This is a genomic window from Sphaerobacter thermophilus DSM 20745 (assembly GCF_000024985.1).
Lineage (GTDB): Bacteria > Chloroflexota > Chloroflexia > Thermomicrobiales > Thermomicrobiaceae > Sphaerobacter > Sphaerobacter thermophilus.
In genome coordinates this window covers 240,617-265,589 of sequence record NC_013524.1, presented here as the reverse complement: position 1 = coordinate 265,589, position 24,973 = coordinate 240,617, and the positions used below count along the sequence as shown (strand labels likewise).

General features: G+C 68.0%; 22 protein-coding genes and 1 pseudogene. 12 read left to right on the top strand and 11 right to left on the bottom strand.

The window, feature by feature from the left end; translation table 11 throughout:
- The first annotated feature begins 67 nt into the window (after window positions 1–67).
- Window positions 68–364: an isoamylase early set domain-containing protein gene (locus STHE_RS13475; protein WP_012873142.1), complete on the top strand. Its 297-nt coding sequence runs from the start codon at window positions 68–70 to the stop codon at window positions 362–364.
- Between the two features lie 105 nt (window positions 365–469).
- Window positions 470–1,747 carry a hydroxyacid-oxoacid transhydrogenase gene (locus STHE_RS13470; protein WP_012873141.1) on the top strand — a complete coding sequence of 426 codons (1,278 nt, stop codon included), beginning with the start codon at window positions 470–472 and terminating at the stop codon, window positions 1,745–1,747.
- Between the two features lie 65 nt (window positions 1,748–1,812).
- Here STHE_RS13470 and STHE_RS13465 read toward each other — a convergent pair whose 3' ends face one another.
- Window positions 1,813–2,946 (bottom strand): dipeptidase, encoded by a 1,134-nt coding sequence (locus tag STHE_RS13465; RefSeq protein ID WP_012873140.1) that lies wholly within the window; start codon window positions 2,944–2,946, stop codon window positions 1,813–1,815.
- 255 nt (window positions 2,947–3,201) lie between these two features.
- On the opposite strand from STHE_RS13465, the gene STHE_RS13460 reads away from it, so the two are divergent.
- The gene (locus STHE_RS13460) at window positions 3,202–3,531 is read left to right on the top strand and encodes a hypothetical protein (protein WP_012873139.1); all 330 of its coding nucleotides are present in this window, start codon (window positions 3,202–3,204) and stop codon (window positions 3,529–3,531) included.
- Window positions 3,532–3,607: 76 nt separating this feature from the next.
- On the opposite strand, the gene thrC is transcribed toward STHE_RS13460, so the two are convergent.
- The 4 genes from thrC to STHE_RS13440 form a co-directional block, all read right to left on the bottom strand.
- Window positions 3,608–4,822 carry a threonine synthase gene (gene thrC, locus STHE_RS13455; RefSeq protein ID WP_012873138.1) on the bottom strand — a complete coding sequence of 405 codons (1,215 nt, stop codon included), beginning with the start codon at window positions 4,820–4,822 and terminating at the stop codon, window positions 3,608–3,610.
- Window positions 4,823–4,896: 74 nt separating this feature from the next.
- Window positions 4,897–6,081, bottom strand: a complete 1,185-nt coding sequence (locus STHE_RS13450; RefSeq protein ID WP_012873137.1) for a YgeY family selenium metabolism-linked hydrolase — start codon at window positions 6,079–6,081, stop codon at window positions 4,897–4,899.
- 450 nt (window positions 6,082–6,531) lie between these two features.
- Window positions 6,532–7,776, bottom strand: coding sequence for an MFS transporter (locus STHE_RS13445; protein ID WP_012873136.1), 1,245 nt, complete (start codon window positions 7,774–7,776; stop codon window positions 6,532–6,534).
- Between the two features lie 158 nt (window positions 7,777–7,934).
- On the bottom strand, window positions 7,935–9,134 hold the full coding sequence (locus STHE_RS13440) for an MFS transporter (protein ID WP_012873135.1): 1,200 nt from the start codon (window positions 9,132–9,134) through the stop codon (window positions 7,935–7,937).
- A 217-nt stretch (window positions 9,135–9,351) separates the two neighbouring features.
- Between STHE_RS13440 and rlmD the strand changes: the two genes are divergently transcribed.
- Both rlmD and STHE_RS13430 read left to right on the top strand, forming a co-directional pair.
- Complete coding sequence (rlmD, locus tag STHE_RS13435) at window positions 9,352–10,542, top strand: 23S rRNA (uracil(1939)-C(5))-methyltransferase RlmD (protein ID WP_217155949.1); 1,191 nt, start codon at window positions 9,352–9,354, stop codon at window positions 10,540–10,542.
- On the top strand, window positions 10,539–11,201 hold the full coding sequence (locus STHE_RS13430; protein WP_012873133.1) for a Maf family protein: 663 nt from the start codon (window positions 10,539–10,541) through the stop codon (window positions 11,199–11,201). The genes rlmD and STHE_RS13430 overlap by 4 nt, the downstream gene beginning before the upstream one ends.
- 84 nt (window positions 11,202–11,285) lie before the next feature.
- Here the strand turns inward: STHE_RS13430 and STHE_RS13425 are convergent, their stop codons facing one another.
- Window positions 11,286–11,759 (bottom strand): SRPBCC family protein, encoded by a 474-nt coding sequence (locus STHE_RS13425; protein WP_012873132.1) that lies wholly within the window; start codon window positions 11,757–11,759, stop codon window positions 11,286–11,288.
- Window positions 11,760–11,968: 209 nt separating this feature from the next.
- Between STHE_RS13425 and STHE_RS13420 the strand changes: the two genes are divergently transcribed.
- Window positions 11,969–13,336 carry an MFS transporter gene (locus STHE_RS13420; RefSeq protein ID WP_012873131.1) on the top strand — a complete coding sequence of 456 codons (1,368 nt, stop codon included), beginning with the start codon at window positions 11,969–11,971 and terminating at the stop codon, window positions 13,334–13,336.
- Between the two features lie 19 nt (window positions 13,337–13,355).
- On the opposite strand, the gene STHE_RS13415 is transcribed toward STHE_RS13420, so the two are convergent.
- Window positions 13,356–13,544 (bottom strand): hypothetical protein, encoded by a 189-nt coding sequence (locus STHE_RS13415; protein ID WP_012873130.1) that lies wholly within the window; start codon window positions 13,542–13,544, stop codon window positions 13,356–13,358.
- A 208-nt stretch (window positions 13,545–13,752) separates the two neighbouring features.
- Here STHE_RS13415 and STHE_RS13410 point away from each other — a divergent pair, with 208 nt between their 5' ends.
- Complete coding sequence (locus STHE_RS13410) at window positions 13,753–15,159, top strand: AI-2E family transporter (RefSeq protein WP_012873129.1); 1,407 nt, start codon at window positions 13,753–13,755, stop codon at window positions 15,157–15,159.
- A gap of 16 nt (window positions 15,160–15,175) precedes the next feature.
- On the opposite strand, the gene thiI is transcribed toward STHE_RS13410, so the two are convergent.
- Window positions 15,176–16,390, bottom strand: coding sequence for a tRNA uracil 4-sulfurtransferase ThiI (gene thiI, locus STHE_RS13405; RefSeq protein WP_012873128.1), 1,215 nt, complete (start codon window positions 16,388–16,390; stop codon window positions 15,176–15,178).
- A gap of 194 nt (window positions 16,391–16,584) precedes the next feature.
- On the opposite strand from thiI, the gene STHE_RS13400 reads away from it, so the two are divergent.
- Window positions 16,585–16,983 carry a response regulator transcription factor gene (locus tag STHE_RS13400; protein ID WP_012873127.1) on the top strand — a complete coding sequence of 133 codons (399 nt, stop codon included), beginning with the start codon at window positions 16,585–16,587 and terminating at the stop codon, window positions 16,981–16,983.
- A gap of 234 nt (window positions 16,984–17,217) precedes the next feature.
- Here STHE_RS13400 and STHE_RS13395 read toward each other — a convergent pair.
- Window positions 17,218–17,412, bottom strand: a pseudogene (locus tag STHE_RS13395) (Rdx family protein); the annotation flags it as partial.
- 292 nt (window positions 17,413–17,704) lie between these two features.
- Between STHE_RS13395 and STHE_RS13390 the strand changes: the two are divergent.
- Complete coding sequence (locus STHE_RS13390) at window positions 17,705–19,114, top strand: aspartate kinase (RefSeq protein ID WP_012873126.1); 1,410 nt, start codon at window positions 17,705–17,707, stop codon at window positions 19,112–19,114.
- 120 nt (window positions 19,115–19,234) lie between these two features.
- On the opposite strand, the gene STHE_RS13385 is transcribed toward STHE_RS13390, so the two are convergent.
- Window positions 19,235–19,639, bottom strand: coding sequence for a hypothetical protein (locus tag STHE_RS13385; protein ID WP_012873125.1), 405 nt, complete (start codon window positions 19,637–19,639; stop codon window positions 19,235–19,237).
- Window positions 19,640–19,808: 169 nt separating this feature from the next.
- On the opposite strand from STHE_RS13385, the gene STHE_RS19095 reads away from it, so the two are divergent.
- The 3 genes from STHE_RS19095 to STHE_RS13375 all read left to right on the top strand — a co-directional run bounded on the left by STHE_RS19095 (window position 19,809) and on the right by STHE_RS13375 (window position 22,250).
- Entirely contained in the window at window positions 19,809–19,967 is a 159-nt protein-coding gene (locus STHE_RS19095; protein WP_012873124.1) for a hypothetical protein, read from the top strand.
- A 226-nt stretch (window positions 19,968–20,193) separates the two neighbouring features.
- The gene (locus STHE_RS13380) at window positions 20,194–21,174 is read left to right on the top strand and encodes an ABC transporter ATP-binding protein (RefSeq protein ID WP_012873123.1); all 981 of its coding nucleotides are present in this window, start codon (window positions 20,194–20,196) and stop codon (window positions 21,172–21,174) included.
- Window positions 21,171–22,250, top strand: coding sequence for an ABC transporter permease (locus STHE_RS13375; RefSeq protein ID WP_012873122.1), 1,080 nt, complete (start codon window positions 21,171–21,173; stop codon window positions 22,248–22,250). The genes STHE_RS13380 and STHE_RS13375 overlap by 4 nt, the downstream gene beginning before the upstream one ends.
- Before the next feature lie 101 nt (window positions 22,251–22,351).
- On the opposite strand, the gene STHE_RS13370 is transcribed toward STHE_RS13375, so the two are convergent.
- Window positions 22,352–24,802 (bottom strand): Lon protease family protein, encoded by a 2,451-nt coding sequence (locus STHE_RS13370; RefSeq protein ID WP_012873121.1) that lies wholly within the window; start codon window positions 24,800–24,802, stop codon window positions 22,352–22,354.
- Between the last annotated feature and the right edge of the window lie 171 nt (window positions 24,803–24,973).

Genomic DNA, 24,973 nt, shown 5'->3' with positions numbered 1-24,973 from the left:
GCCTCGGTGAGAGGACCCCGGCATCTGGCCGGTGGTGAACAACTGTGGGGAACAGGGAGAGGATCCTATGATCAAAAAGGAGTACACGAAGACTGGCCGCTCTTGCCGCGTGACGTTCGAGCTGCCACCAGGCAGCGCCGAGCGGTCGGTCTCCGTGGTGGGGGACTTCAACGATTGGAACGAGGAGGCCACTCCCTTGAAGCGGCGGCGCGACGGCAGCTTCAGCACGACCATCTCGGCCAAGCCCGGGCGCCGCTACCACTTCCGCTACCTCATCGACGGCCACCGCTGGGAGAACGACCCGGCGGCGGACGGGTACGCCCCCAACCCCTTCGGCACCGAGGACTCGGTCATCGAGGTCTAGCTCGGCCGGGTCCGCACCAGGCCGAGTGGTTGTATGCTAGCCACACAGCCGAGCCGGTGGGCACACCGGTTGAAACCCGGTGCCCAAACGGGAGGGAGTGGCACGATGGCGTACGAGACCGCCTTCACCATGGACACATCGAGCATCAAGTACGGCCCCGGCGTCACCCGCGAGGTGGGGCACGACATGGCCGCACTCGGCGCGCGGCGCGTCATGGTGGTGACTGACCCGCGCGTGGCGCAGACCGAAGCGGTGGCGGTGACGATGGAGTCGCTGCGAAACGCCGGGATCGACGCCGTGCTCTACGATCAGGTACGCGTGGAGCCGACCGACGTCTCCTTCAAGGAGGCGATCCGCTTCGCCGAGGAGGGCCGGTTCGACGGCTACGTGGCCGTCGGCGGCGGGTCGTCCATGGACACCGCCAAAGCGGCCAACCTGTACGCCACCTACCCGGCCGACTTCCTCGCCTACGTCAACCAGCCGATCGGCGAGGGGCGACCGGTGCCCGGCCCGCTCAAGCCGTTGATCGCCATTCCGACCACCGCCGGGACCGGCAGTGAGACGACCGGCGTGGCCATCTTCGATCTGACCGAGATGCACGCCAAGACCGGCATCGCCCACCGCGCGCTGCGGCCGGTGATGGGCATCATCGACCCGAACAACACGCGCTCCCTCCCGCCGATGGTGGCCGCCTGCTCCGGGTTCGACGTGCTGAGCCACGCCATCGAGTCGTACACGGCCCTGCCCTACAACCGGCGGGAAGCGCCGCCGTCGCTGGCGCTCCGCCCGGCCTATCAGGGTGCCAACCCGATCAGCGACATCTGGGCGCGCGAGGCGATCGAGCGCGTCTCGCGCTACATCGTGCGCGCGGTCGAGGACCCGGACGATGAGGAAGCGCGCGGGCAGATGCTCCTGGCTGCTGCCTTCGCGGGGATCGGCTTCGGCAACGCCGGGGTCCACCTGCCCCACGGCATGTCGTACCCGGTCTCCGGTATGGTGCGCGACTACATCCCCGAAGGCTATCCCAAGGACCACCCGATCATTCCGCACGGGATGTCGGTCATCTTGCACACCCCGGCGGTGGTGCGGTTCACCGCGCCGGCCAACCCGGAGCGGCACCTGGAAGCGGCGCGGCTGATGGGCGTCGACACCCGCGGCGCCGGTCCGGAGGACGCCGGCGATCTCCTGGCCGGGGCCATCATCAAGTTGATGCGGCGGCTCGGGATGCCCAACGGCCTGCACGCCGTGGGGTTCGAGCGCGACGACATCGACGCGCTGGTGGCAGGCACCCTGCCCCAGCACCGCGTCACCAAGCTGTCACCGCGCCCCGCCGGGGAGGCCGAACTGCGCCAGCTCTTCCTCGACTCCATGCGCTGCTGGTAGGACACAACGAGCGCCGGCATGCGTGCCGGCGCTCGTGTCCATTCCGGTGCGTTGGACGACCGGACTTACTCGCCCCACGTGTCCCGGAGGACGCGGACCCAGTTGCCGTGGGCCAGCTTCTTCAGCGCCTCGTCGTCGTAGCCGCGATCGCGCAGCGCCTGCATGAGCTTCGGGAGCCCCGCCGCGTCCTTCAACTCGGCCGGCACGACCGCGCCGTCGAAGTCCGAACCGAGCCCGACGCAGTCGATCCCCATGCGCTCGACGAGGTAGTCGATGTGGTCGACCATGGTCGAGATGGGGGTGTTCGGGTCCATGGCGCCGTCGGCGCGCAGGAAGCCGACGTGGAAGTTTAGGCCAACCATCCCGCGCCGCTCCCGGATCGCGTCGAGCTGCTTGTCTAGCAGGTTGCGCGGCGAGTTCGACAGCGCCCAGGCGTTGGAGTGCGTCGCCACCAGCGGCGCGTCGGAGATCTCCGCCACGTCCCAGAAGGTCTTCTCATTCGCGTGGGACAGGTCGATCAGCACCCGCTTGCGGTTGAGCTGCCGGATCAGTTCCTTCCCCGCGTCGGTGAGCCCTTCCCCGATGTCCGGCGTACCGGGGAAGATGTTCGGCACCCCCGCGGCGAAGGCGTTCTGCCGGAAGTGGGTGATCCCGACCGAACGCAGCCCGGCCTCATAGAAGACCTCCAGCGCGTACCCATCCGGGTCGAGCGCGTCAGCCCCCTCGAAGTGCAGCAGGATAGCGAAGACGCCGGTGTCAAGGCACTCCTGCAATTCGGCCGCGGTGCGGATGATCCGGCACTGCCCGTTCGACTCCTGCGCGATCCGGATCAACTCACCCAGCCGCGCCAGCGCGTCCGACTGTGCGTCCTCCACGGGGATCGGCGGCGGCCACCCCTTCTCGGGGTCGAACGCGGTGCCGATCTTCTCCGCGCGACCGGTTACGTCAACCGCCCCGACCGCTGTCGACGGATCTCCCTCTCCGGGGCGCTGCTTGCGGCTCCGCGGCAGGACCGCGAAGAACCCGCCGCCCAGCCCACCGGCGCGGGCGCGCGGCAGGTCGATGTGGCCCTTCTCGGTCCACTCGAAGAACGACCGGCGGCCCGGGCCATCGAACCCTTCGCCAGCCAGGCTGATGATGGTGTCGTTGTGTCCGTCGAAGATCGGCGGAAAGCCTCCACCCTGTGTCGACGCGCTCATACGCCCTCTCCCTCGTGCACCGCGCGGCGCGCGGAGCGTCCCTTCATCAGTCCGCACGGTTGTACGGCCATTCGGGAGCCGCTGTCAATCCGGTCCCCAGGCTGTCAGGTGACCCAATCGGCCATGCCAAGACCTCAACGCTTGCGCTATGAGCATCATGCCGGCCGTGGATCGCCACATGCGGGGAAGCCCGAGGGCATCTAGGTTCGGGGAGACGACGCGTCCTCACTCCGGACAAGCACAGGAGCGGTCACCATGTCGCGGCTCGACCTCACACGCGGCCAGGAGAACGTCTTCGAGCGCCCCATTCACCTGCCGGTCGACGTGATCGACTGGAACGTGAGCACGCTCGAGTTCAAGGTCATGCCCCACGGCGACCACGAGCACGAGCTGATCCACAAGTCGTCGCAATCGCCCCCCGATGGAGTGCAACTCGTGGATACCGAGCACGCGCGGGTGGTGCTGGCAGCGGACGACACGCTGGAGCTCCCGCCGCCCGACTACCTGTTCGACTGGAGTCTGGAACTCCACCTGGGCACGGACAACCGCTTCGTGCTGGACTACGGCGTGCTCGAGGCGACCTAAGCGAGCGACGCGGCCCGTCGGAAAGGAGAGGGCCGGGCCCCCGGCGGAGCCCGGCCCTCGTACCTCATGCTCCTGACTACACTCCGAGCGCCCGCCGCAACTCGTCCAGATCGGCGTGCACGGTGTGTACCGCGCCGGGCAACTCCGGAAAGATCGGATTCTTCAGCACGGTGCCGGTCGCGAGCACCACGACCCGCTCATCGCGGCTCACCAGCCCGGCCTCCAGCGCCACTTCCAGCCCGGCCATGGCGGCCGCGCCGGCCGGCTCGGCCAGGATGCCCGCCGACGCCGCCAGCGTGCCAATAGCGCGCACCATCGCGTCATCGCTCACCGCGACGAAAGCTCCGCCCGAATCACGCACATCCCGCAGCACGGCCGCCCCGCTCAGCGGCTGGCCCACCGCGATTCCGTCGGCGATCGTCTTGGGCTCCACCGGCTCGACCTGGCCACCCCGCTCCCAGGCCAGTTTCACCGGCTGGCACCCCTCGGCCTGGACGCCGATGATCCGGGGCACGCCTGTGGTGACGCCGCAGGCGACCAGCTCGCGGAAGCCCTTGGCCAGCGCGCTGAGGGTCACCCCGTCGCCGATCGGCGACACCACCACGTCCGGCACCCTGCGGCCCAACTGCTCCCAGATCTCGAAGGCAACGGTCTTCTTCGCTTCCAGCGTGGCCGGGTTGTAGCCCGTGTTGCGGTCGAACCAGCCGAACTCGCGAGCCGCCCGACGCGAGAAGCGCATCGCCGCGTCATAGCCCTCGCGGACCTTCAGCACCGTCGCCCCGGCCAGCCGCATGAGCGCCAGCTTCGACTCCGCGACCTGCTCCGGCACGAAGATGACCGCCCGCAGCCCGGCCGCGGCCGCCCCAACTGCCAGCGACACCGCCACGTTGCCGGTCGAGGCGCAGCTCACCGTCTGCGCCCCGGCGCGCATAGCGTGCTCCAGCACCATCGCTGTGGCGCGGTCCTTGTTCGAGCCGGTCGGCCCACGCGTTTCGTCCTTCACCCAGAGGTGTGGCATCTGCAGCCGGTTCCGGAGCCCGGGAGCCGCCACGAGCGGGGTCCCCCCGACCGGCAGCGGGTAGTGGATCGGCCCCTCCTCCAGCGGCAAGAGCGCACGGTAGCGCCACATCCCGGTCTCTCCTGCCGGCTCACCCGGCAGCAAGTCCGCGGCGTAGGCGTACCGGTACTCCACCCGCCCCTCATCGGCTCGCGCCTCGGCGAGGCTCACGTCCTCGAACGTCTCTTCGGTGCCGTCGTCGTACACGACCGTCGCGCCGGTCGGAATGCCCATCACCACTCCCTCTACCTTCACCGATCCCGGCGATCCGGCCCGCTCCGGCCGAACCGCCAGACCGCACTGGTCTTTCAGCCGCGCTCCGTGAGGTGTCGCGCGATGGCGGCGTAGCCCCTTGCCGCCGCTTCCAACTGGGCGATCTCGATGTACTCATCGACCCGGTGGGCCATCTCCTCGTCGCCCGGCCCGAACCCGATGGTCGGGATGCCGAGCCGCCCCGCGGTGCCGCTCCCGTTGGTGCAGAAGGCATAGTGGCCCAGCCGCGTCGGCACCCCTGCCTCCTGCAGCGCGGCGAGCGCACCGGCCACAAGCGGGTGGTCATCGGGGAAGAACCAGGCGGGGGCGAAGTTCGGCGCCTCCACGCGCGCCCCCGTGTAGCTCTCGAAGTCGTCCACCGCAATCGTCGCGGACCCGTTCGCCCCGGTCCGCGCCAGCGCCCGGTCCATCCGCTCCCGGATCGGCGCCAGGATCGACTCCTCCGTCTCCCCCGGCAGCGTCCGCCGGTCGAAGGTCGCGACGCAGCGGTGCGGCACAACCGAGAGTCCCGGGTATGGCTCCGACAGGATATCAGTCAGCACCAGGATCCCCTTACCGAGCACGGGGTGCTGGGTCGGGTCGAGCTCGCGCAGGGCGACGATGACGTCGGCCATCGCCTCCGCCGCGTTGATCCCGAACTCCGGCCGGGAGGAGTGCGTCGGCCGCCCGTTGACCTCAACCCGGATCTCTGCCCGCCCCCGCTGGCCTCGGGCGACGGTCAGCCCGGTCGCCTCACAGATCACCACGGCGTCGGGCTTCACCCGCTTCGCGACGTGCTCGAGCGCCGGCCCCTCGACCAGCTCCTCGGCGACGGTCGCCGACACGACCACTCGTCCCCGGCGCAGCGAGCCGCGCAGGGAGGCGATGCCGTACACCGCGGCTGCCAGCGGCCCCTTCATGTCCATCGAGCCGCGGCCGTAGAGCCGATCGCCCATCACCTCACCCCAGGGATTTCGCGACCAGTCGTCCGGGTTACTCACCCCCACGGTGTCGATGTGGGCGTCGAACAGGAGACACGGCCCCGGCCCGGCGTCGATCGTCCCGACCACGTTCCCCCAGTCGTCCGTCTCAACGACGAAGCCCAGGCGCGCCATCTCCGCGGCCACGATCCGCGCAACCGCCCCCTCCGTCCCCGATGGGCTCGGCTCCCGCACCAGCCGTAGCGTGAAATCCACCAGTTCCCCGGCGTTCACGCTTCGATCCCCCTCCGGAACCGCCATTCCCCATTCCTCCAATCACCCGCTCACCGCCGCGGCGTCCGAATCACGCCACCCGGCCGCGCTCCCGTCGCCTTCCCGTCGCGCCAGACGATCTCGCCGCCGATTCGTGACCCATTCTCCCAGCCGGGCCACCCGGGCGCCAGTTTACGGACACTCGTGGCGTAACGGTATGCCGGGCTCGCTCCAGTGCCCAGACTGCCGCTCATGAGTTCTGAGCAATCGGCTCGTTGCACCCGCCCGCAGCCCGCTACGCACTAGCCATGAGTCGCGATCGGCTGGAGAAGGGTCCGAGCGCCGTGGCAGGTGCCCGGGGGTAAACCCCCGGGCTGACAAGGCGAAGCCGGCTAAAGCCGGCTGGGAGAATAGGGGCTTTCATCCAGATGATCAGGTACCCAGCGTTCGGCACGTGCCGGACGTAATGGCCTTTAGCAAGATAATCCAGCCCGTGCCTCAGCGTGCCTCTGCGGTGGCGGGAACGAGTGACGCCTCCTCCTCCGCCAGCTTGGCCGGGGAGCGCTGCGCGACCGGGTCGAGCCGGCGGGTGACCAGGATGGTGATGCTTGCGAAGACGCACGCGATCAGGAACGGGATCTGGTAGCCGGTGAAGTTCAGGATGAAGCCTGCCGTGATGGGCACGATCACCGCGGCCGCGTGCTGCAGAGTCAGGCCGGTCGCCAGCGACGGCGCCACGTCCGCGACCGGGGCGATCTTGCGCAGGTAGGTCGCCGCCCCGACCGACGACAGCGGGAAGATGAGCGAGTAGATCAGGTAGCAGGCGGCCGCGATGTAGAGGTTGTCGATCAACGCATAGCCGAGGAGCGCGGCGATGTAGGCCACGTTGATCGCGCCGAGCACCTCGCGTTCCCCTCGGACGTCGATCATGCGCCCGATCCAGGGACCGGCCACCATCGAGGCCAGGCTCACCACCACCAGGAGCGCGCTGACGCCGGGAACCGAGAGCCGGAAGTGGTTCACCAGAACCCACAGCCCGAACGAGAAGAAGATCTGTTGCCGCGCCCCGTCGAGCAGGCTCAGATAATAGTAGTAGCGGTACGCTCGGCGAATGACGATGGGCTCGCGGCGCGGCCGGTGGGGCACCTCGTGCCCGTCGCGCAGGTTCGGGATGCCGAAAGCCGCGATCGCGCCGATCAATGCCAGCAGCCCTGCGAGGACGAAGGCGCCGTTGAACGAGATCCAACCCTGGCGGAAGGTGACAAACACCAGGAGCATCGCCGCCAGCGAGCCGCCACTGTAGATCGCCGACATCCGCCCGAGCACCACTCCCGCGCGGTCGGCTGTCGTGAGGCTCATGCCCAGCGCGTGCTGCGTCTGGAGCACGGTGTGGTACCCCATCGAGGAGATGATGACCCACGGCGTGACGGTCCAGAAGGAGTTCGAGACGCCGAAGAGCCCGTAGCCAATCGCCAGGAGCACCAGCGCCCAGGCGGTCAGGCGCGGGATGGACATGCGGTAGAAGAGCGCGGTCAGGAAGAGGAGGAGGAAGCCGGGGATTTCACGGATTGCCGTGATGTAGCCGAACTGCGGCCCGGCGAGGCCCAGGACATCCTCGAAGTAGTTGGTGACCACGTTCTGCTGCATGGCCATCGACATGCCGAAGGCAGCCGACATGATCGCCAGCAGCACGAATCCACGCCGCGCGGCCGGACTGGCCGTCTCGACCCACCGGTGGAGCATCTCGACTCCCGATCGTCATGCGTCATACGTCATACGTCACGCGTGTTCCGTGCTCCGTGGCAGAACCATACCCTGCGGTCTCACCATGGCACCGCTCGACATGAACGGAACACGCAACACGTATGACGCATGACGCATGACGTATCACGCATCACGCCTCACTCCCGCTTCGCGGCCTGCAGGCTGCGCTCGGTGGGCAGCAACAGGCACAGCGGGATCGCGATAAGCGCCAGCACCACTTGCAGGCGCATCGCCATCTGGATCCCGAGCGCGTCGGCCACGGCGCCGGTGATCGGGACACCGATCGCGCCGGTGACGAAGCCGAGGCCCAGGATCAGGCCGGATGCGATGCCTGCTCGACCGAGCATAAGCTGCTGTGCCATCACGAGCAAGAGCGGTGCAGTGGAGGCCGCGAGCAGGCCGACCAGGGCGCCGGTGACGAACGCGATCGGTCCGGTGAACTGCGCGAAGAGGAGCACGGTCGGGATCGTCAGGATCAGCGAGACGAGGATGACCGCCCGCCGGCCGTAACGGTCGGCGAGGTTGCCCGAGCCGATGGTGCCTGCGGCACTGCACAGGGTAATGACAGTTGCCAGGGCGCCGTAGAAACCCTTGGAGTAGCCCAGGGACTCGTACCAGGTCGGCACGTACGCCTGGATACTGCTCATGCTCCAGGAGCGCGCCATCATGATCAGGATGACGGCGGCCATGGCAAGCTTCGGGATCGGGGCCGGCTTCACCCGGGCGTGGCCGGCCCGGACCGCAGGTCGGACTGCGATCGCCCGCATCTCGTAGAGCAGCCAGAAGGCGATCACCGTCCCGGGGAAGAGCATCACCGAGACGCCGCGCAGTTCGAACAGTGCCAGCAGGCCGACGCCGATCAGCGGGCCGAGCGCGAAGCCGATCGTCCCGCCGGAGGCGTAGACCGACATCGCCGCGTTGCGTTTCTGATCGGTAATGACCGCGTTGGCGTTGAGCGCGCCGAACGGGTGGAAGGCGCCCGAACCGAGCCCCGCAAGCCCGGCCAGGGTCAGAATCACCGGGAAGGAGGGCGCGAAGCCGATCCCGGCGAAGGTCACGGCCGTCCAGATCAGCGCAAAGCCGATGAGGCGCGTGCCGAACCGATCGGCGAGGTAGCCGAAGAGGGGCTGCGACACCGACCCGACCCCGCTGTAGGCCAGGCTCACCAGGCCGACCGTCTTCAGGTCCAGCCCGAAGCGGGAGGCCAGCAAGGGGAATAGGACAGGAAGCAGGCCAGCGTACAGGTCGATGGTAAAGTGGCCCAGTGCAAGGGTGATGAGGGGGCGGTTGCGCACGATGCTGCCCGCTGCCGCGGGAACCGCCTGGGTCTCGGCCAAGGACGCGTCTCCGTTTTCTTTCGCGCGAAACAGTGCCGGCGCGGCCCCGTGGCATCGCACGTCGGACCTGCCAGCCGTGCAACGGTACCGGCAGTGCCCGGCGGCGTCAAGACGGTCGGTCAATCGCTCCACGCCGCGCCCGATCGTGGAACACTTAGGGACGGCCCGCCGCGAGCGGTGCGGCGCCACGAGGAGCAGACGGACGATGGAGAACAGCATGGCAGACGAGAAGCAGGCCGAGCGACTGACGGTGACGCTCACCGACATCGCCTACCAGGGCCCGGCGGTCGGCCGCGTCGACGGCCGCGTGGTGTTCGCGGACTTCGGCATCCCGGGTGAGGAGGTGGTGGTCGAGATCGATAAGAGCCGGCGCCAGTACACCTCGGGCAAGGTTGTGGAGGTGCTCAAACCCGCGCCGGAGCGAGTCACGCCGCCCTGCCCGTACTTCGGCGCCTGCGGCGGCTGCCAGTGGCAGCACATCGCCTACGAGAAGCAGCTCGAATTCAAGCAGCATATCGTCCGCGAGCAACTGCGGCGCATCGGCAAGTTCGACGACCCGCCGGTGTCACCGACCGTGCCGTGCAGCAAGCCCTATGGTTACCGCAACAATGCCCGCTTCTCCACCTCGCGCCAGGGAGATCTGGGCTTCATCACCCGGCCGGGCACAGGGTATCGCTTCCAGCGCATCGACCGGTGCCTGATCATGGTCCCGCAGATCAATGAGGCGCTGGCCAAGCTGCAGGGGACCGGTGCCGGGCAACACCAGGTGGTGATCCGCTACGGGGAGAACACCGGGGAGATGCTGATCCAACCCGACCTGCGCCACCGCCAGCCGGAGGTGGAGTCGGGTCAGAAGTATTTCCATGAGGCGCTCCTGGGGAGACGGTTCCGCATTTCGGGTCCCTCCTTCTTCCAGACCAACACCGAGCAGGCCGAGCGGCTGGTGGAGCTGGTCCGGGAGCGGCTGGCGCTGACCGGCAACGAGGTCGTGGTCGACGCGTACGCGGGCGTGGGCACGTTCGCGATACTGCTGGCTTCGGAGGCGCGCCGGGTCATCGCCATCGAGGAGTCGCCCTCGGCCGTGGCCGACGCACAGCCCAACCTGGAGGGGATCTCGAACGTCGAGTACGTGACCGGCAAGGTGGAGCGGGTGCTGCCGCGGCTGGAGATACAGGCGGACGCCATCATCCTTGACCCGCCGCGGGCGGGCTGCCATCCGCGGGCGTTGGAGGCGGTGCTGGAGATGCATCCGCAGCGGCTGGTCTACGTCTCGTGCGATCCCTCGACGCTCGCCCGCGACCTGCGCATCCTGGTGGACGGTGGCTATCGCCTATTGGACGTGACGCCGGTCGATATGTTCCCGCAGACCTACCACATCGAGTGTGTCGCCGCGCTGGAGCGAGCATGAGCACGCCGCCCCTGGTCCTGGCTTCGGCATCACCACGGCGCCGTGAACTGCTGGGGCGATTGGGCGTGCCGTTCACAGTCACCCCGGCGGACGTGGACGAGAACGTGGGCGGGCCGGGCATGCGCCCGGAGCGCGTGGCCCGCGCGCTGGCCCGGCGGAAGGCGCTGGCCGTGGCCGCCCAGCACCCCGGCTCGGTCGTGCTGGCGGCGGACACGGTCGTAGCCCTACGCGGTCGATTGCTCGGGAAACCCGCCGACGCGGCGGAGGCCTGGGCCATGCTCCGCGCGCTCCGGGGACGACGGCACCGGGTCATCACGGGCGTCGCGCTCGCCGCCGGGCGACGGGTGTGGGTCCGACACGTGGTGACGACGGTCCACATGCGCTCCTACAGCGACGACGAGATCGCCGCTTCAATCGCGGCCGGCACCCCGTTCGACAAGGCCGGGGCGTATGCGATTCAGGATCCGGACTTCCGGCCGGTCGCGTGCCACGAGGGGTGCTACTGCAACGTCGTCGGACTGCCACTGGCGCCGGTGATCGAGCTTCTGGCAGGTGTCGGGATCCAGGTGCCGCTCACCGAGCCGGCGGATCTCCTGCCAGCGTGCGCGTGCTGCCCGCTCTTCGCAGGCGCGCCGTTGGATGCGGGCGCGGGTCAGTGACCCGCGCCCGGTACCAGGTTGGTGGGGCATCGCCGGCCAGGCGAAGCCTATTGCGCGGTGACGCCCCATAGTGGGGGGGTTGTGCTAAGTGGGGTCGGCGTGGGGATGCTCGTCGATCGTTCCGCGCCAGCCGCCCGTTTCCCGGCCGCGCCTCTCGATGAAGTCCTTGAAGCGCTCCAGATCACCCTGGACCTTGCGCTCCATGAAGCCGAGCGCATCCCCAAGGCGCTCCTTGAGCCCCTCCGGCTCGTAGCCCATCTGAAGCGTCACCCGGGTCGTGTCCTCGTCGATATAGTGGAACGTCACGACACCGGCATTCTCATCCCCCGCGACGCTGTGCCAGGCGATGCGCTGATCGGGGACCTGTTCAACGATCCGCGCTTGCCACTCTTGCTCAGTGCCGCCGATTTCGGCGCGCCACTGCAGGTGCTGGTCGTCGATCTGCCGCACCTCCTTGACGCCCTCCATGAAGCGAGGGAACTCCTCAAACTGGGTCCACTGGTTGTACGCCGCGCGGACCGGAACGTTGACTTCGATCGACTTCGTAACGGTCGCCATGGTCACCTCCCTCGGTAGGGCGAACAGTCTTGTCCGGGTGACGCAAGGCTCAGGCCACGGGCCCCTGTTTACGTCCGACGAAAGCCTTCCTATACTGGCGCGAAGCGCAGATCATTGTCGTGGGCGTAGGTGCCGGGTCATCGCACCCCGACTGTTTCGGCCTCCCGTCGCGCCCAGGGGTGGATGGCCACAACCACCAGGGGGACGGCGTGCCAGTAGACTCCCAGCTCACCGTGACCAGCAGGGACCGTCGCACCGGGCGGCACAACGCCGGGTTCGGCATCGCCTACGGGGCGATGCTCATGCTGGGGCACACACTGATCCACCCGGTCATCGTCCTGGCATTCTTCGTCAGCCTGATCAGCGATTCCTACGTGCTCGTCGGGCTTGTGCCTGCGCTGGCGACCGGGCTGGCGGCCTTCCCGCTCTTGCTCGGCGCCGGGTCCGCACCGGGACGAGCGGGCCGGCTTACCGTCGGTGTCTGGGCCAGTATCTTCCGCGCGGCCGCGATCGGGCTCCTCGGTGCGGTCAGCTTTGCGCTCGGGGACGGGACGCCGCCGGCGCTGCTCGTCACCTTCTTCGTCGTCTACGCGCTCTACAACCTGGCGTCGGGGTTCGCCAACACGCCGATGGTCGACCTCACGGCGTACTCCTTTTCGGGTGAACGTCTGGGCCTCGTGTTCGGCCAGCGCAACCTGTGGGGTGCCGTCCTCGGTGTCATGGTCGGGTACACCATCGCGCGCCTCCTGGGGGGCAGCGACGACATCCCGGCCAGCGTGGCAATCCTGTTTCTGCTGGCCTTCGTCGCGTTCAGCCTGGCGGCCTACGCCGCCGCCATGATGCGTGAGCCGTACCGCAGCGACGGGTACGTCGCCAGCCTGGGCCACCAGCTCCGTGAGGCTCCGCACTTGCTTGGAAACGACTACTTCCGCCGCTTCCTCGCCTTCCGGGCCTTCCTCTCGCTCTCCGCGATCGCCGACCCGTTCTATGTGGTGTTCGCCTACCGGCAGTTGGGGGTTCCGATCGATCTGATCGGTCTCTACGTCGCGGCGCTGGCAGTAGGACGCTTCGCCTCGAACCTGATCTGGGAACCGATCTCCGCGCGCCGGGGCAACCGGCTGGTGCTGCAGGTTTCAGCGCTGCTGCGCATGCTGATCCCGCTGCTGGCGCTGGCGCTCCCGCCGCTGCTGCGATGGTCGGTCATTGCCGACCTGGGGCTGATGGGCGGGCGCGCGCTCGCCTACGCCTTCACGCTGGTCTTCGTGGTGTACGGGGTCTCACTAAGCGGGCAGGCGCTGGCGAACATGGCGTACCTGCTGGATATTGCGCCGGAGGCTGAGCGCCCGGCGTACACCGGGCTGCTGAACACGGTGCTGGCCGTGGTGGCCTTCGTTCCGCTCGTCGGGGGTCTGCTCCTCGAACGCTTCGGATTCCAGTTCCTCTTCCTGGTCACCTTCCTCATCGGGTTCGCGGCCGTGCTCTCCAGTGGCTCGCTGCACGAGCCGCGCTTCCTCCGTCCGACTCCCCTGCTCGCCCGCTACGGACTGCTGACGCGCTCCCGTCGCGTGCGCGGGTAGGGTCACTTGGAGGACATCGTCACAGTGACGGTTCGCGGTCGGCCAGTGCGACCAGTGCCGCCACGCATCCAGCCACCAGAGCCGCCGGGAGCGCCTGCGTCACGGCCGAGCCGACCGCCGCGCCGAGCCCCAGGGCCAGCCCGATCGCCAGCAGCACCACACCGCACGCCACTCCGCCCGCAATCCCCGCTGCCTGACTCGTCCGCATCGCCGCCTCCTCGAACGCCTGTGCCGAACATGCGTGCCGAACAAATGTACGTACACAGAATAGAACGGGCGTTCGTGCCTGTCAAGGGGGTACGGCGTCTGCGAGCGTAGCCGCAGGATCAGGCCACGCCCGTGACTCCCACAAACGGCATCCCGTGCCGGCGGCGGACTTGGTAGAATGGGCCGCAGCACGATCCGTGGGGGAGGGCATGCATCCACTCGATCGCTTGCGCGAGACGCGCCTACTGCCCGTCGTGGTCGGATTGGTGCTCCTCGCGCTGGGGTTGTTCCTACTCCGTGTAGCTCACATCCTGCCGCCCTTCGTGTGGGCGGCGGTTACTGCCTACCTGCTCCACCCCGTCGTCAACCGCGTGCAGCGGGGGTTGCGCATCCCGCGCCCTGTAGCGATCGCGATGGTCTTCGTATTGATCGCCGGGATCCTGGGCGTGGTTGGCGTGAGGGTCGTCCCGACGCTCTACGAGCAGCTCCGCTCCCTGATCGCATCGTTGCCCAGCCTCATCGACACCGCCCGGCAGGAGCTAGTCCGGAACGAACGGATTTCGATTGGTGGCGTGACGATCGACACGGCCGCCATCAATGCGCAGATCGAAGAGGTGTCGAAGGATGTCGCGGCTCGCTTCAGCCGTGAGGCGCCCTCCCTCGTCTTGCAGACGGTCGGCTTCCTGATCCACCTGCTCGTCTACCTGTTGGCCACCTACTACTTCCTGCTCCAGGGCAGCCGCTTGGTACAGCGCCTGTCGAACCTGCTGCCGCCACGGCACCACCAGACCTTCGAGCGGGTCAGCGGCCAGGTCAACGCGACGTTCGGGGCCTACATCCGGGCGCAGGTGATTCTCTTCGCCATCATGTCGGTGGCCACGTTCATCGCACTGAGCATCCTGAAGGTGCAATACGCCCTGGCGCTCGCCATCGCCACCGGCGCGCTTGAGTTGATCCCCATCATCGGTCCCTGGACCGCAGGTGGCATTGCGGTAACGGTGGCCCTCTCGCAGGGGAGCACCCCCTTCGGCTGGACACCGGTGCAGCTCGCTGCCGTGGTGGGCCTCACCTATCTTGCCCTCCGCCTGATGGAGGACCATTTCGTCATCCCGCAGCTTGTCGGGCGGATCGTTCGCCTCCACCCGCTGATGGTGATCTTTGGGGTACTGGCCGGAGCGTCGATCGGGGGAGCCCTGGGCCTGGTGCTCGCGGTGCCGCTCCTGGCGGCGTCGAAGCTGATCGTGCTGGCGGTGCTGGAGGAGCTGCGGCACCCGCCCGCGCGCCACGTGGTCGCACTACGCGAGCCGGGTGAACTCCACAGCTTCAGCCAGCACCTGGGCCGCTACGATCGCCAGCACGTGGTCCTGCTGATCGCGAGCGACGCGCTGGCGATGGAGGATCTCCCGGACGTGCAGTGGCTGGCAGCCGAGGCACTGCGCCGCGACATCCGCCTACAGGTGGTGACGCCGGATCAAGTTGCGGCCAGCATCGCCACCGCGGCCGGGATCGAGGTCGTCACCAGCGCGCGGCTGCAGGAAGAAGTGGGAGCGCCGGCCGCCGAGCCCGACGTCCCGGTACAGCCAAGCCAGATGCTCGCGAGCGAAAAGCAGGTCTAACCTGGCTCGGGAGTTCTCAGGCCGCGCCTGCCAGCGCGTCCATCACGTTCCACTTGGCCGGGTCGCCGCGGTACTCGGTGCGCTGCGCGAGGGAACTCTCAACCAGCGCCTTCACGTCGAGCGGCTCCTCGGCGGCCTCGGCCTCTTCGATCGTGGCGTGGGTCGTCGGGTGGCGCGGCACGAAGACGGTGCAGCAGTCGTCGTCGGGCACCCGCGAGATCGGCTCGGTCCCGATGCGCTTGGCCTCGGCCAGGATCTCTTCCTTGTCGAACCCGATCAGCGGCCGGAGGATCGGAAGCTTGACCGCGGCGCCGATCGCCCGCAGGTTGTCCAAAGTCTGGGAGCTGACCTGCCCCAGGCTCTCGCCGGTAACGATGGCCTTGGCCCCCTCCCGCTCGGCGATGGCCTCCGCGATCCGCATCATCAGCCGCCGGTAGAGGACGACCCGGATCTCCGGCTCGGTGGCAATCGCGATCTGCCGCTGTGCCTGCCCGATCGGGACAATGACCAGGCGCATGCCGGGCTGGTGGCGTCCCAGGTGCTGCGCCAGCTCGACCACCTTCTCAATCGAGGTGGAGCGGACGAAGGGGTAGGCGTGGCAGTGGAGCAGCGTCACCTCGCAGCCACGCTTCATCATGCGATACACGGCGACGGGCGAGTCGAAGCCGCCGGACATCAACACCACGACCCGTCCGCTGACACCCACGGGCAGCCCGCCCGGTCCCGGGATCGTCTCGCTGCTGACGTATGCGGCATCGTGCAGCACCTCGACGCGGTAGGTGCGGTCCGGCCGACGCAGGTCCACCGGTGCACCGGTCCGCTGCTGGATGTAGGCGCCGAGATCGCGCTCGATCTCGGGCGAGATCAGGGGATAGTCCTTGTTGGAGCGCTTGGCGCGCACGCGGAACGTGCCCGGCGGGGGGCCCTCCGCCTCCAGCAGCGCCCCGATCGCCTCACGGATCTCCTCGATCGGGAGGCCCGCCTCCACCGTCAACGAGAAGTTGGCTACCCCAAAGACCTGGGACAGCCTCTCCCGGACCTGGGACCATTCGGCTACGTCGTTCAGCGTGATGAGGGCACGGCCGCTGCGGAGTTTCAGATCCTGGTACGGCACGCCCCGCAGCGCGTGCGCGAGGTTTCGACGCAACACGCGCATGAACCAGGGACGGTTGCGTCCCTTGAGGGCGACTTCATGGACTCGTACGACCACAACCGGCCGGATTTCAGGCACACCATCCTCCTGGAACCACTCCGCGCGACGTCGATCCGGACCGCTCGGCGGGGCGGAGGCGAGCCGCACCGTGCAGGGTCCCGTGCTGTCGACTATTCTACCAATCGGCCGCTACGCAGTTGGAAGCGAACTATCCGGCCGTCGTCCCGAATCCGTTCGCTTTAGGCCGGAAGGGCACCTGGAAGGGATTGGGCATGTCGCGGATTCTCGTCGTCGAGGACGAGCCGAATCTCGCGCAGGCATTGGGGGAGTACCTGAGCGAACTCGGATACGTGGTCGAGGTCGTTGCGCACGGCGAGCAGGCAGTCAAGCGAGCCACCGCGGCACCGCCGGATCTGATCGTCATGGATCTCATGATGCCGCACCTGAACGGCGGTGAGGCTGCCCGCATGCTGCGCCAGCACGCGCACACTGCGTCGATCCCGATCATCGCCATCTCCGCCCTGGGCAATGCCGATGAACTCGCCTCGGTGCTGCCGATCGACGCGCTGCTGCACAAGCCGTTCGACCTGGACGAGCTTGGCGAAGCCGTGACGACACGTGTGCCTCCCCGCTTCGAAACCCCGGCCACCGCGCAGCCGGGTGAGGCCTGATCGCCCCGCCCGGCGAGCGACGGCATGAGCCTCACCGCCGCTCGGCGCGGCGGGATCTCCAGCAACCATTCGGCGTAGGGAAGCGGGCAGGCTGCCCCCGCCCGGGCAGCGACCGTCCACACCGGGACTGATCGCTGCCGGGTCCGTCGGTCGCAGCATCGGGCCAGGATCGCCGGGGGCAGCGCACATGGATGGGCCATCCGCTGTGCGCTGCGGGCTCCCGGCGCACACGCGTTAGGCGCGGATCCGCTCCCCCACGAGGCGGATGACCTCGTCCTGTTCCGGGAAGCGTCCGGCGTCGTGCTTCGAGAAGACGACTTCGCCGTCGACGGTTATGTCGAATACACCGCCGCTGCTGGGTTTGAGGGTGATCTCGCTGAGGTGGGACTGGTAATGCGCCAGAATCGCGTCCACCGCACCGGTGGCTTTACCGCGGTAGCCTCAACTCTGGCAGTATTCGATCGTGATGCGATGGGGCATCGACACCCTCCTTCTCGTACCGACCATGCAACCACAATTACCCGGCTCCAGTACGCCGGGAGCCGCACCGCCTAATCTACCGCGAATCGGCGTCAGCCGGAAGCGTCGAGTGTCCCGCGGATGCTGGTGAAATTCGTCACGGGTGCTACCGGATCGCCACCCACATTGGGTATTCTTAGGCGCCGTGGCAACACCGTAGCCGGGCGAGTCGATCCAGGGAGCGGGTGCGGGAGCGAGCAGTATGCGGGTGATGAAGTTCGGAGGAACGTCCGTCGGGAGCGGAGATGCGATCCGCCAGGTCGTCTCGATTCTCAGTGCAGCCCACCGGCCAGACGCCCCAGTAATCGCGGTGGTTTCCGCCATGAGCGGCATTACCAACCTGCTGCTGGAGGCCGCGGCGGACGCTGCCCAGGGCCGCCTGATCGAGACGTCCGACGTGCGCCACCGCCTGCTGGATCGGCACCTGGTGGCTGCAGCCGAGCTGATCCGCGACGCCGGGCTGCGCCAGGACGTGGCGACGTCGATGGCCGCGCTCACCGACCAGTGCTTGCGCCTGATCGAGTCGGTGCAGGTCCTGGGCGATCTCTCCCCGCGCGTCACCGACTGGATCAGCTCCTTCGGCGAGCGCATGAGTAGCCGGCTGATCGCAGGGATCCTGCGCGACCACGGTACGCCAGCCGAGGCGGTCGACGCCGACCAGGTGATCATCACCGACGGCGTCTTCGGCGGCGCGTCACCACTCTTCGAGCAGACGCGGGAGGCCGCGGCGGCGCGCCTGCGGCCGCTGCTGGAGAAGGGGATCCTTCCGGTCGTGACCGGGTTCTTCGGAGCGGACGTCAACGGAGTCACGACGACCCTTGGCCGCGGTGGCTCGGACTTCTCCGCAGCCATCATCGGCAGCGCGCTCGATGCTGAGGAAATCATCATCTGGACCGATGTCAACGGCGTCATGACCGCCAACCCCAAGCTGGTCCCGGAGGCGCGCACGATCCCGGCCGTGTCGTTCGCCGAGGCGACCGAGATGGCCTACTTCGGCGCGAACGTGATCCACCCGCGCACGATGCAACTCCCGGCCGAGCGCGGCATCCCGATCTGGATCCGGAACACCTTCGAACCCGAGCACCCCGGCACCCGCATCGGTCCGGAACCGGTCGAGAACGGCGTCGTCAAGGCCATCACTGCGATCCCGGGCCTGTCCGTGATCACGGTCGAGGGAGCCGGGCTGCTGACCGTGGCCGGGGTGACGGCCCGGGTCTTCACCGCCGTCGCCGGCGCGGGAGTCAACGTCTTCATGATCTCCCAGGCGTCGTCGCAGAACAGCCTGAGCTTTGTCGTCCGCAGTTCCGACGCGGCGACGGCGCGTCGTGTCCTTGAAGCAGAGTTTGAGCTTGACCTGCTGCGTGCACGGTTGCTGCGCGTATGGGAAGACCCCGACGTCGCCATCGTGGCGGTAGTCGGCGCGGGGATGCGCGGTACGCCGGGCGTGGCGGGCCGGGTCTTCCAGACCCTCGGCGCCGAGGGGATCAACATCGTCGCCATCGCCCAGGGCTCGTCGGAGCTGAACATCTCCTGCGCCATCGCGGCTTCGGAGGTCGCACGAGCCGTCCCGGCGCTCCACCGCGCCTTCGGCCTCGGGGAACAGCCCGCGTAGGCTGACCCTCGCGCCATCGACAGCGGCGCGGCATGACCTGGCAACAGTAAAGGCGGGTTTCCTACCCGCCCCACTCCTTCACGCCCGGCGTGCGTGCTGCTGGATAGGTTGCCAGATGTGTTAGCGGCGCCACCCGGCACCGAGGGCGACGTCGGCGTCGCGCGGGCGGCGTCGGTGAGCCCGCGGCCAGCGCGCGGCAGGCGGTGTCATCCGCCGCACCACCCCGGACGACCGGCCCCGGTAGATCGGGGGCCAGAACGGGCGGGTCGTGACCAGCACCGCGCCAGAGTCCACCGCGGCACTGGGTCCTCCTCCCCGCGTCGGGCGGACCGTCGCTCCCCAGTCCCGCGGGGGCGGCACGTGCTCCACCACCGGGAGTTCAGCCGTCCCTGTCCCGACGGTGGGATCCACATCCCACTCCCGCCGCCGGCGGCGGATGGCGCGCAGGCTCGTCAGACTCCAGATAATCAGCGCGATCGGCAGGATGATGAACGCGCCGATAAAAAGCAGATCGCCGGGAGTCATCGCGTCTCCCTTCGCATGCCGTACTTCGAGCCGTGCCCGGCGCCGGGCTCGGCGGTGACCCGCCGGTGCGGCAGATAGTACCAAACCTGACCGGCGCGGCGCCGGTCCCCTCTGGGGTAGACTTCAACACAGCGACGAACGCCGTGCGGTGCCGCGCCGGGAGGGAGCCATGATCGGCTGGGCCACCTTCGTCCTCGCGATCGCCGCCGCCCTCGGCCTGGGGGTGGAGCGGTTGATGGCGCGCCTCGGCGTCCGGCGAGCAGATCCCGGCTCCGCTCCTCGCGGCATTCAAGAGGTCCTGGACCGGCTGCGCGACACCAGGAAGTGAGCCGCCATCCCCCTCCCGGTTGCGGCGATCCCTGTCCGGAAGAACAGTATCGCGACTCACCGGTGGTCCGATGCGCGAGCGGAATATTCCCGGTATCGTGGATTGCGTCGGTTGTTCCGGTGTCGGGTTACCGAACCCGGACGGCACTGCCAGTATTGGCGGTGCCGAGACATCGCGTTCCGGAACCGGCCGAGTGACGTAGGGGACCACGAGGAGGGTTGCCCGAATGCAGGATGTCTCGACGCCAGTGACCAACGGCGTTGCCGTGGGTGCGACCCGGCCCGCCGTGATCGAGGTGCGGGGGCTGGTCAAGCGCTACGGAGACTTCACCGCCGTCAACGGCGTCGACCTGACCGTGTACGATGGCGAGATCTTCGGCATTCTTGGCCCGAACGGCGCCGGCAAGACCACCACGCTGGAGATGATCGAAGGGCTGCGCGAGCCCGACGAGGGCACGATCCATGTGGCCGGCATCGACGCGGCGCGTAACCCGACCGCCGTCAAGCGGGTGATCGGCGTGCAGCTTCAGTCAACGGCGCTGTTCGACCACCTGACGGTGCGCGAGTTGATCGCCCTCTTCGCCGCGCTCTACGGCGCCGATACCTCGAAGGCCAAGGTCGATCGACTGGTCGAACTGGTCAGCCTCCAGGAGAAGGCCAACGACTACGCCAACGCCCTGTCGGGCGGGCAGCAGCAGCGGCTGTCGATCGCCCTCGCCATGGTGAACGACCCGCGGATCATCTTCCTCGATGAGCCGACCACCGGTCTCGACCCCGCGGCGCGACGAAACCTGTGGGATGTCATCCGCACCGTACGCGCCGGCGGCAAGACCGTTGTGCTGACAACCCACTATATGGAAGAGGCCGAGGTCCTATGCGACCGCGTCGCGGTCATGGATCAGGGCCGCATCATCGCCTGCGACACCCCCCGGCGCCTGATCGATCAGCTCGACCAGGCAGCGACGATCCGCGCGCGGATCGACAACGGCACGGTGCCGGTCGAGACGTTCAAGTCCCTACCCAACGTCACGCACGTCGCCGTAGAAGATGGGTACGTCGAACTGCACAGCGACGACATGCAGGTGACTATGAGTGCGCTGCTGGCGACCGCGCGCGAGGCTGGCCTACGGCTCGACAACCTGAGCACGTCGAGCGCGACGCTTGAGGACGTCTTCCTCGCCCTTACCGGACGGAGTCTGCGCGAATGAAGGCTCTGCGCTACATGGTGATGGCCAACCTGAAGATGACGGTGCGCAACCGCGCCGCGCTCTTCTGGTTGCTGGCTTTCCCCGTCATCTTTATCGTGCTCTTCGGCTTCCTCATCGGGAACGGCGACTTCAACCTGACGGTGGGCGTCGTCGGCGGCGACATCAATCCCACGGTGACCCAGGTCGTCGAGCAGATGCGCAGCGTCGACGGCTTCAGCGTGAACGCCGGCACCGAGGCGGAGGAGCTGGCTGCGCTGAACGAAGGCGACCGCGATATCGTCATCGTCTTCGGCCCGGGCGCCTCACCCGAGCAGGTGTCGGCCAAGATCTACTACAACCAGGGTAACCCGCAGGAGTCACAGGTTGCCGTGGCCGCCATCCGCCAGTTCTTCAGCGAGGCGAACCAGGCGATGACCGATGCTCCGCAGCCCATCGTCGCCACGGTTGAGGGTGTGGACACGGAGAACGTGCGCTACATCGACTTCCTGGTGCCGGGTATCCTCGCGATGTCGATCATGACCAGCGGGCTGATGGGGCTGTCATCCACCTTCGTGAGCTATCGCGAGCGGGGCATTCTGCGCCGGATCAAGGCGACGCCGTTCTCGCTGTGGTCGTTCATCGGGGCGCGCATCTTCACCCAGGTGCTCATCGCCATGGCGCAGGCAGTGATCGTCCTGTCGATCGCCGTGCTGCTCTTCGACGTGAAGATCTCCGGCGACCTCGTGTCGTTGCTCGTCATGATCGCGCTCGGATCGCTGGCGTTCCTAGCAATCGGCTTCTTCGTCAGCGGGATCGCGCGCAATCAGGAGGTCGCGGACAGCGTGGCGAACGCGATCTCGTTCCCGATGATGTTCCTGGGCGGCGTGTTCTTCCCGATCGAACTGGCGCCGGCCTGGATGCAGCCGATCACCAAGATCATCCCGCTGACCTACTTCGCCAACGGCCTTCGCGACATCATGATCCGGGGCGACACGCTGTTCAGCGTCTGGAGCAGCGCCCTGGTCATGCTCGCGACCGCCGCCGTCGGTATAGCTCTCTCCGTCCGCTTCTTCCGCTGGGAAGCGCAGGCGGTCTAGAGCCTACGAACCAGGGCATCACCTCTCCGAGGAGGGCAGCCGCGCGGGCTCGGCCCCGCGCGGCTGCCCTGTGTTTCAGTGCCCGATCCCGCGCTCCGGCGCTACTGGGATTCCTCGCCGGACGCGACCTGCGCCGCTCCGGCCGCGCCATCTGGTGCGGCGAAAGCGCGAACCTCCTCCGCGTAGCGGCGGAGACGGTCCTCCACGAGCCGGTGGACGGTCCCCTCGGGGTACTGGCCGTCCGGCCCGCGCTCACCCGCCGGGCGGCCAGTCAGGATCTCGATCCCCTCATCGATCGTTCTCACCGCCCACACATGGAAGCGGCCGGCCCGCACGGCTTCCACCACGTCATCGTCGAGCATCAGGTTCTTCACGTTCGCCGCGGGGATGATCACGCCCTGGCGCCCGGTCAACCCCTTCTCCTTGCAGACGGCGTAGAACCCTTCGATCTTCTGGTTGACCCCGCCGACCGCCTGCACCTCGCCGAACTGATTCACCGAGCCAGTGACGGCGATCCCCTGGTCGAGCGGTAGGCCCGAGAGGGCCGACAGGAGCGCGTACAGCTCCGTCGACGAGGCGGAGTCGCCGTCGACGCCCTCGTACGACTGCTCGAAGGTGAGGGTCGCGGTGATCGCCAGCGGCACGTGCTGGCCGTAGTGGCCGCGCAGGTAGCCCGAGAGGATCATGACGCCCTTGGAGTGGATCGGCCCGGACAGCTCGATCTCCCGCTCGATGCTGACGATGCTGCCGCGCCCGGCGGATACGCGCGCGGTCACGCGGGAGGGCTTGCCGAAGGCGTAGTCACCGAAGCTGAGGACCGCCAGGCCATTGACCCGGGCGACGGCTTCCCCGTCGACGTCGATCATGATCGTGCCGTCGGTGAGCAGCTCGCGGATGCGCTCCTCGACCAGGTTCGATCGGTAGCGCCGCTTGCGGATCGCCTGATCCACGTCGTCGGCCTGGACGAATTCGTGCCCCGCCTTTTCCGCCCAGTAGCTCGCCTCCGCCACGATGTTCGCGATGTCGAGCAGGCGCGTCGAGAGTTTCCCCTGGTGCTCGCGCTGGCGGGCACCGTACTCGACGACCCGTGCCACCGCGCTCCGGTCGAAGTGGCGCAGCCCCCACTCGTGCACGCGCCGGCTGATGAAGGCAGCGTAGTTCTGCACGTGTTCGTCGATCCAGTCCATGTCCGGGCCGAAGTCCGCCCGGACCTTGAACAGCTCCTGGAAATCCTCGTCGATCTGGTAAAGGATGTGATAGACCTCGAGCGGCCCGATGAGGACCACCTTGACCGAGAGCGGGATCGGCTCGGGCCGGAGCCGCGCCATCGGCACGGCGCTGTACTGCTCGCCCAGGTTCTCGATCTGAATCGACCGGGTCACGAGTGCGCGCTTCAGTGCGTCCCAGGCGAACGGTTCACGCAGCAGCTCCACCACGTGAAGGACGAGGAACCCGCCGTTCGCCCGGTGAAGTGCGCCGGGCCGGATCTGGCGGAAGTCGGTCACCATCGCGCCGAACGTAGCCCGGTAGTCGATCCGTCCGATCAGGTTGTAGTAGGAGGGGTTGCGTTCGATGACGACCGGTGCCCCGTCCAGATGGCTGTTGTCGATCAGGACGTTGACCCGGTACCGGTTCAGGTCCGGCTGCGCCTGAGCCGGTTGGGGGATCGGCAAAGCCACTGCCGGCTGTCGCGCCTGCCGGAACATGTCGATGTGCTCCGGCAGGTCGTTGCGCACCGCCTCCAGGTAGGCCACGACCTCGGGACAATCCTGGTAGCGATCCCGGAGGTCGTCCAACATCGGCCCGACGAGGAAGGTGACGACGTCCCGGTCAAGCTTCCGGACCCGTTCGGCCGCTTCCTTCTCCAACTGCCGCACTTGCCGCAGGGCGCGGGAGACATGCTCCTGAATCTCCGCATCGCGGTTGCGGATTTCCTGCTGCACCTCGGCGGGTAGGCGTTCGAACTCCTCCGGGGACAGCGGGCGGCCCTGCACGACGGGGATGCTCAGGATACCGGTCGGGGTGGCCTCGAGCACGAAGCCGCGGTTGGCGGCGAACTCGTTCATCTGGCGGAAGAGCTCCTCGCGCCGCTGGCCCAGTTCGGCCAGCGCTTCCCGCCTTCGCCGCTCATAATCCTCACTGTCGAACGCTCGGGGGATCTCCTGCCGGGCGCTCTCGAGAAACTCGTCCATCTCGCGCGCGAACTGGACCCCGCGGCCGGCCGGCAAGGGGATCGCGTTCGGGCGATCAGCCTCGTCGAAGTTGTGGACGTAGATCCAGTCGGACGGCGTGGGGCGTGTCCGGGCGTAGCGGCCCAGGTAGTCCCGCACGGTCGTCTCACGCCCGGAGCCGGGCACGCCGGCCACGTAGAGGTTGTACCCGTGGTTCTGCACATCGAGCCCGAACTCGATGGCATCGAGCGCCCGCGGTTGTCCAATCGTTCCATTCAGCGGCTCGACCTCGGCGGTCGTCTTGAACGGCAGGCTTGCCGGGTCAAGCCGACGGCGCAGACGTTCCGGTGGCACCGCCAGGCGTTCCCTGATGCTCTCCATCCTGACCCCTTCCGATCACACGGCTGTGTCGTCCAGCTTGTGAGAGTCCATTTTCCCATGTCAGCTATACACCAGCCGGCGAATCCGCGCACGTCCGGCATACGTACGAACGTCACTCATCCGGCATGCCCAAGATGGATGTCGGCGCCTCTCGGCCGCCCACCCTTGACG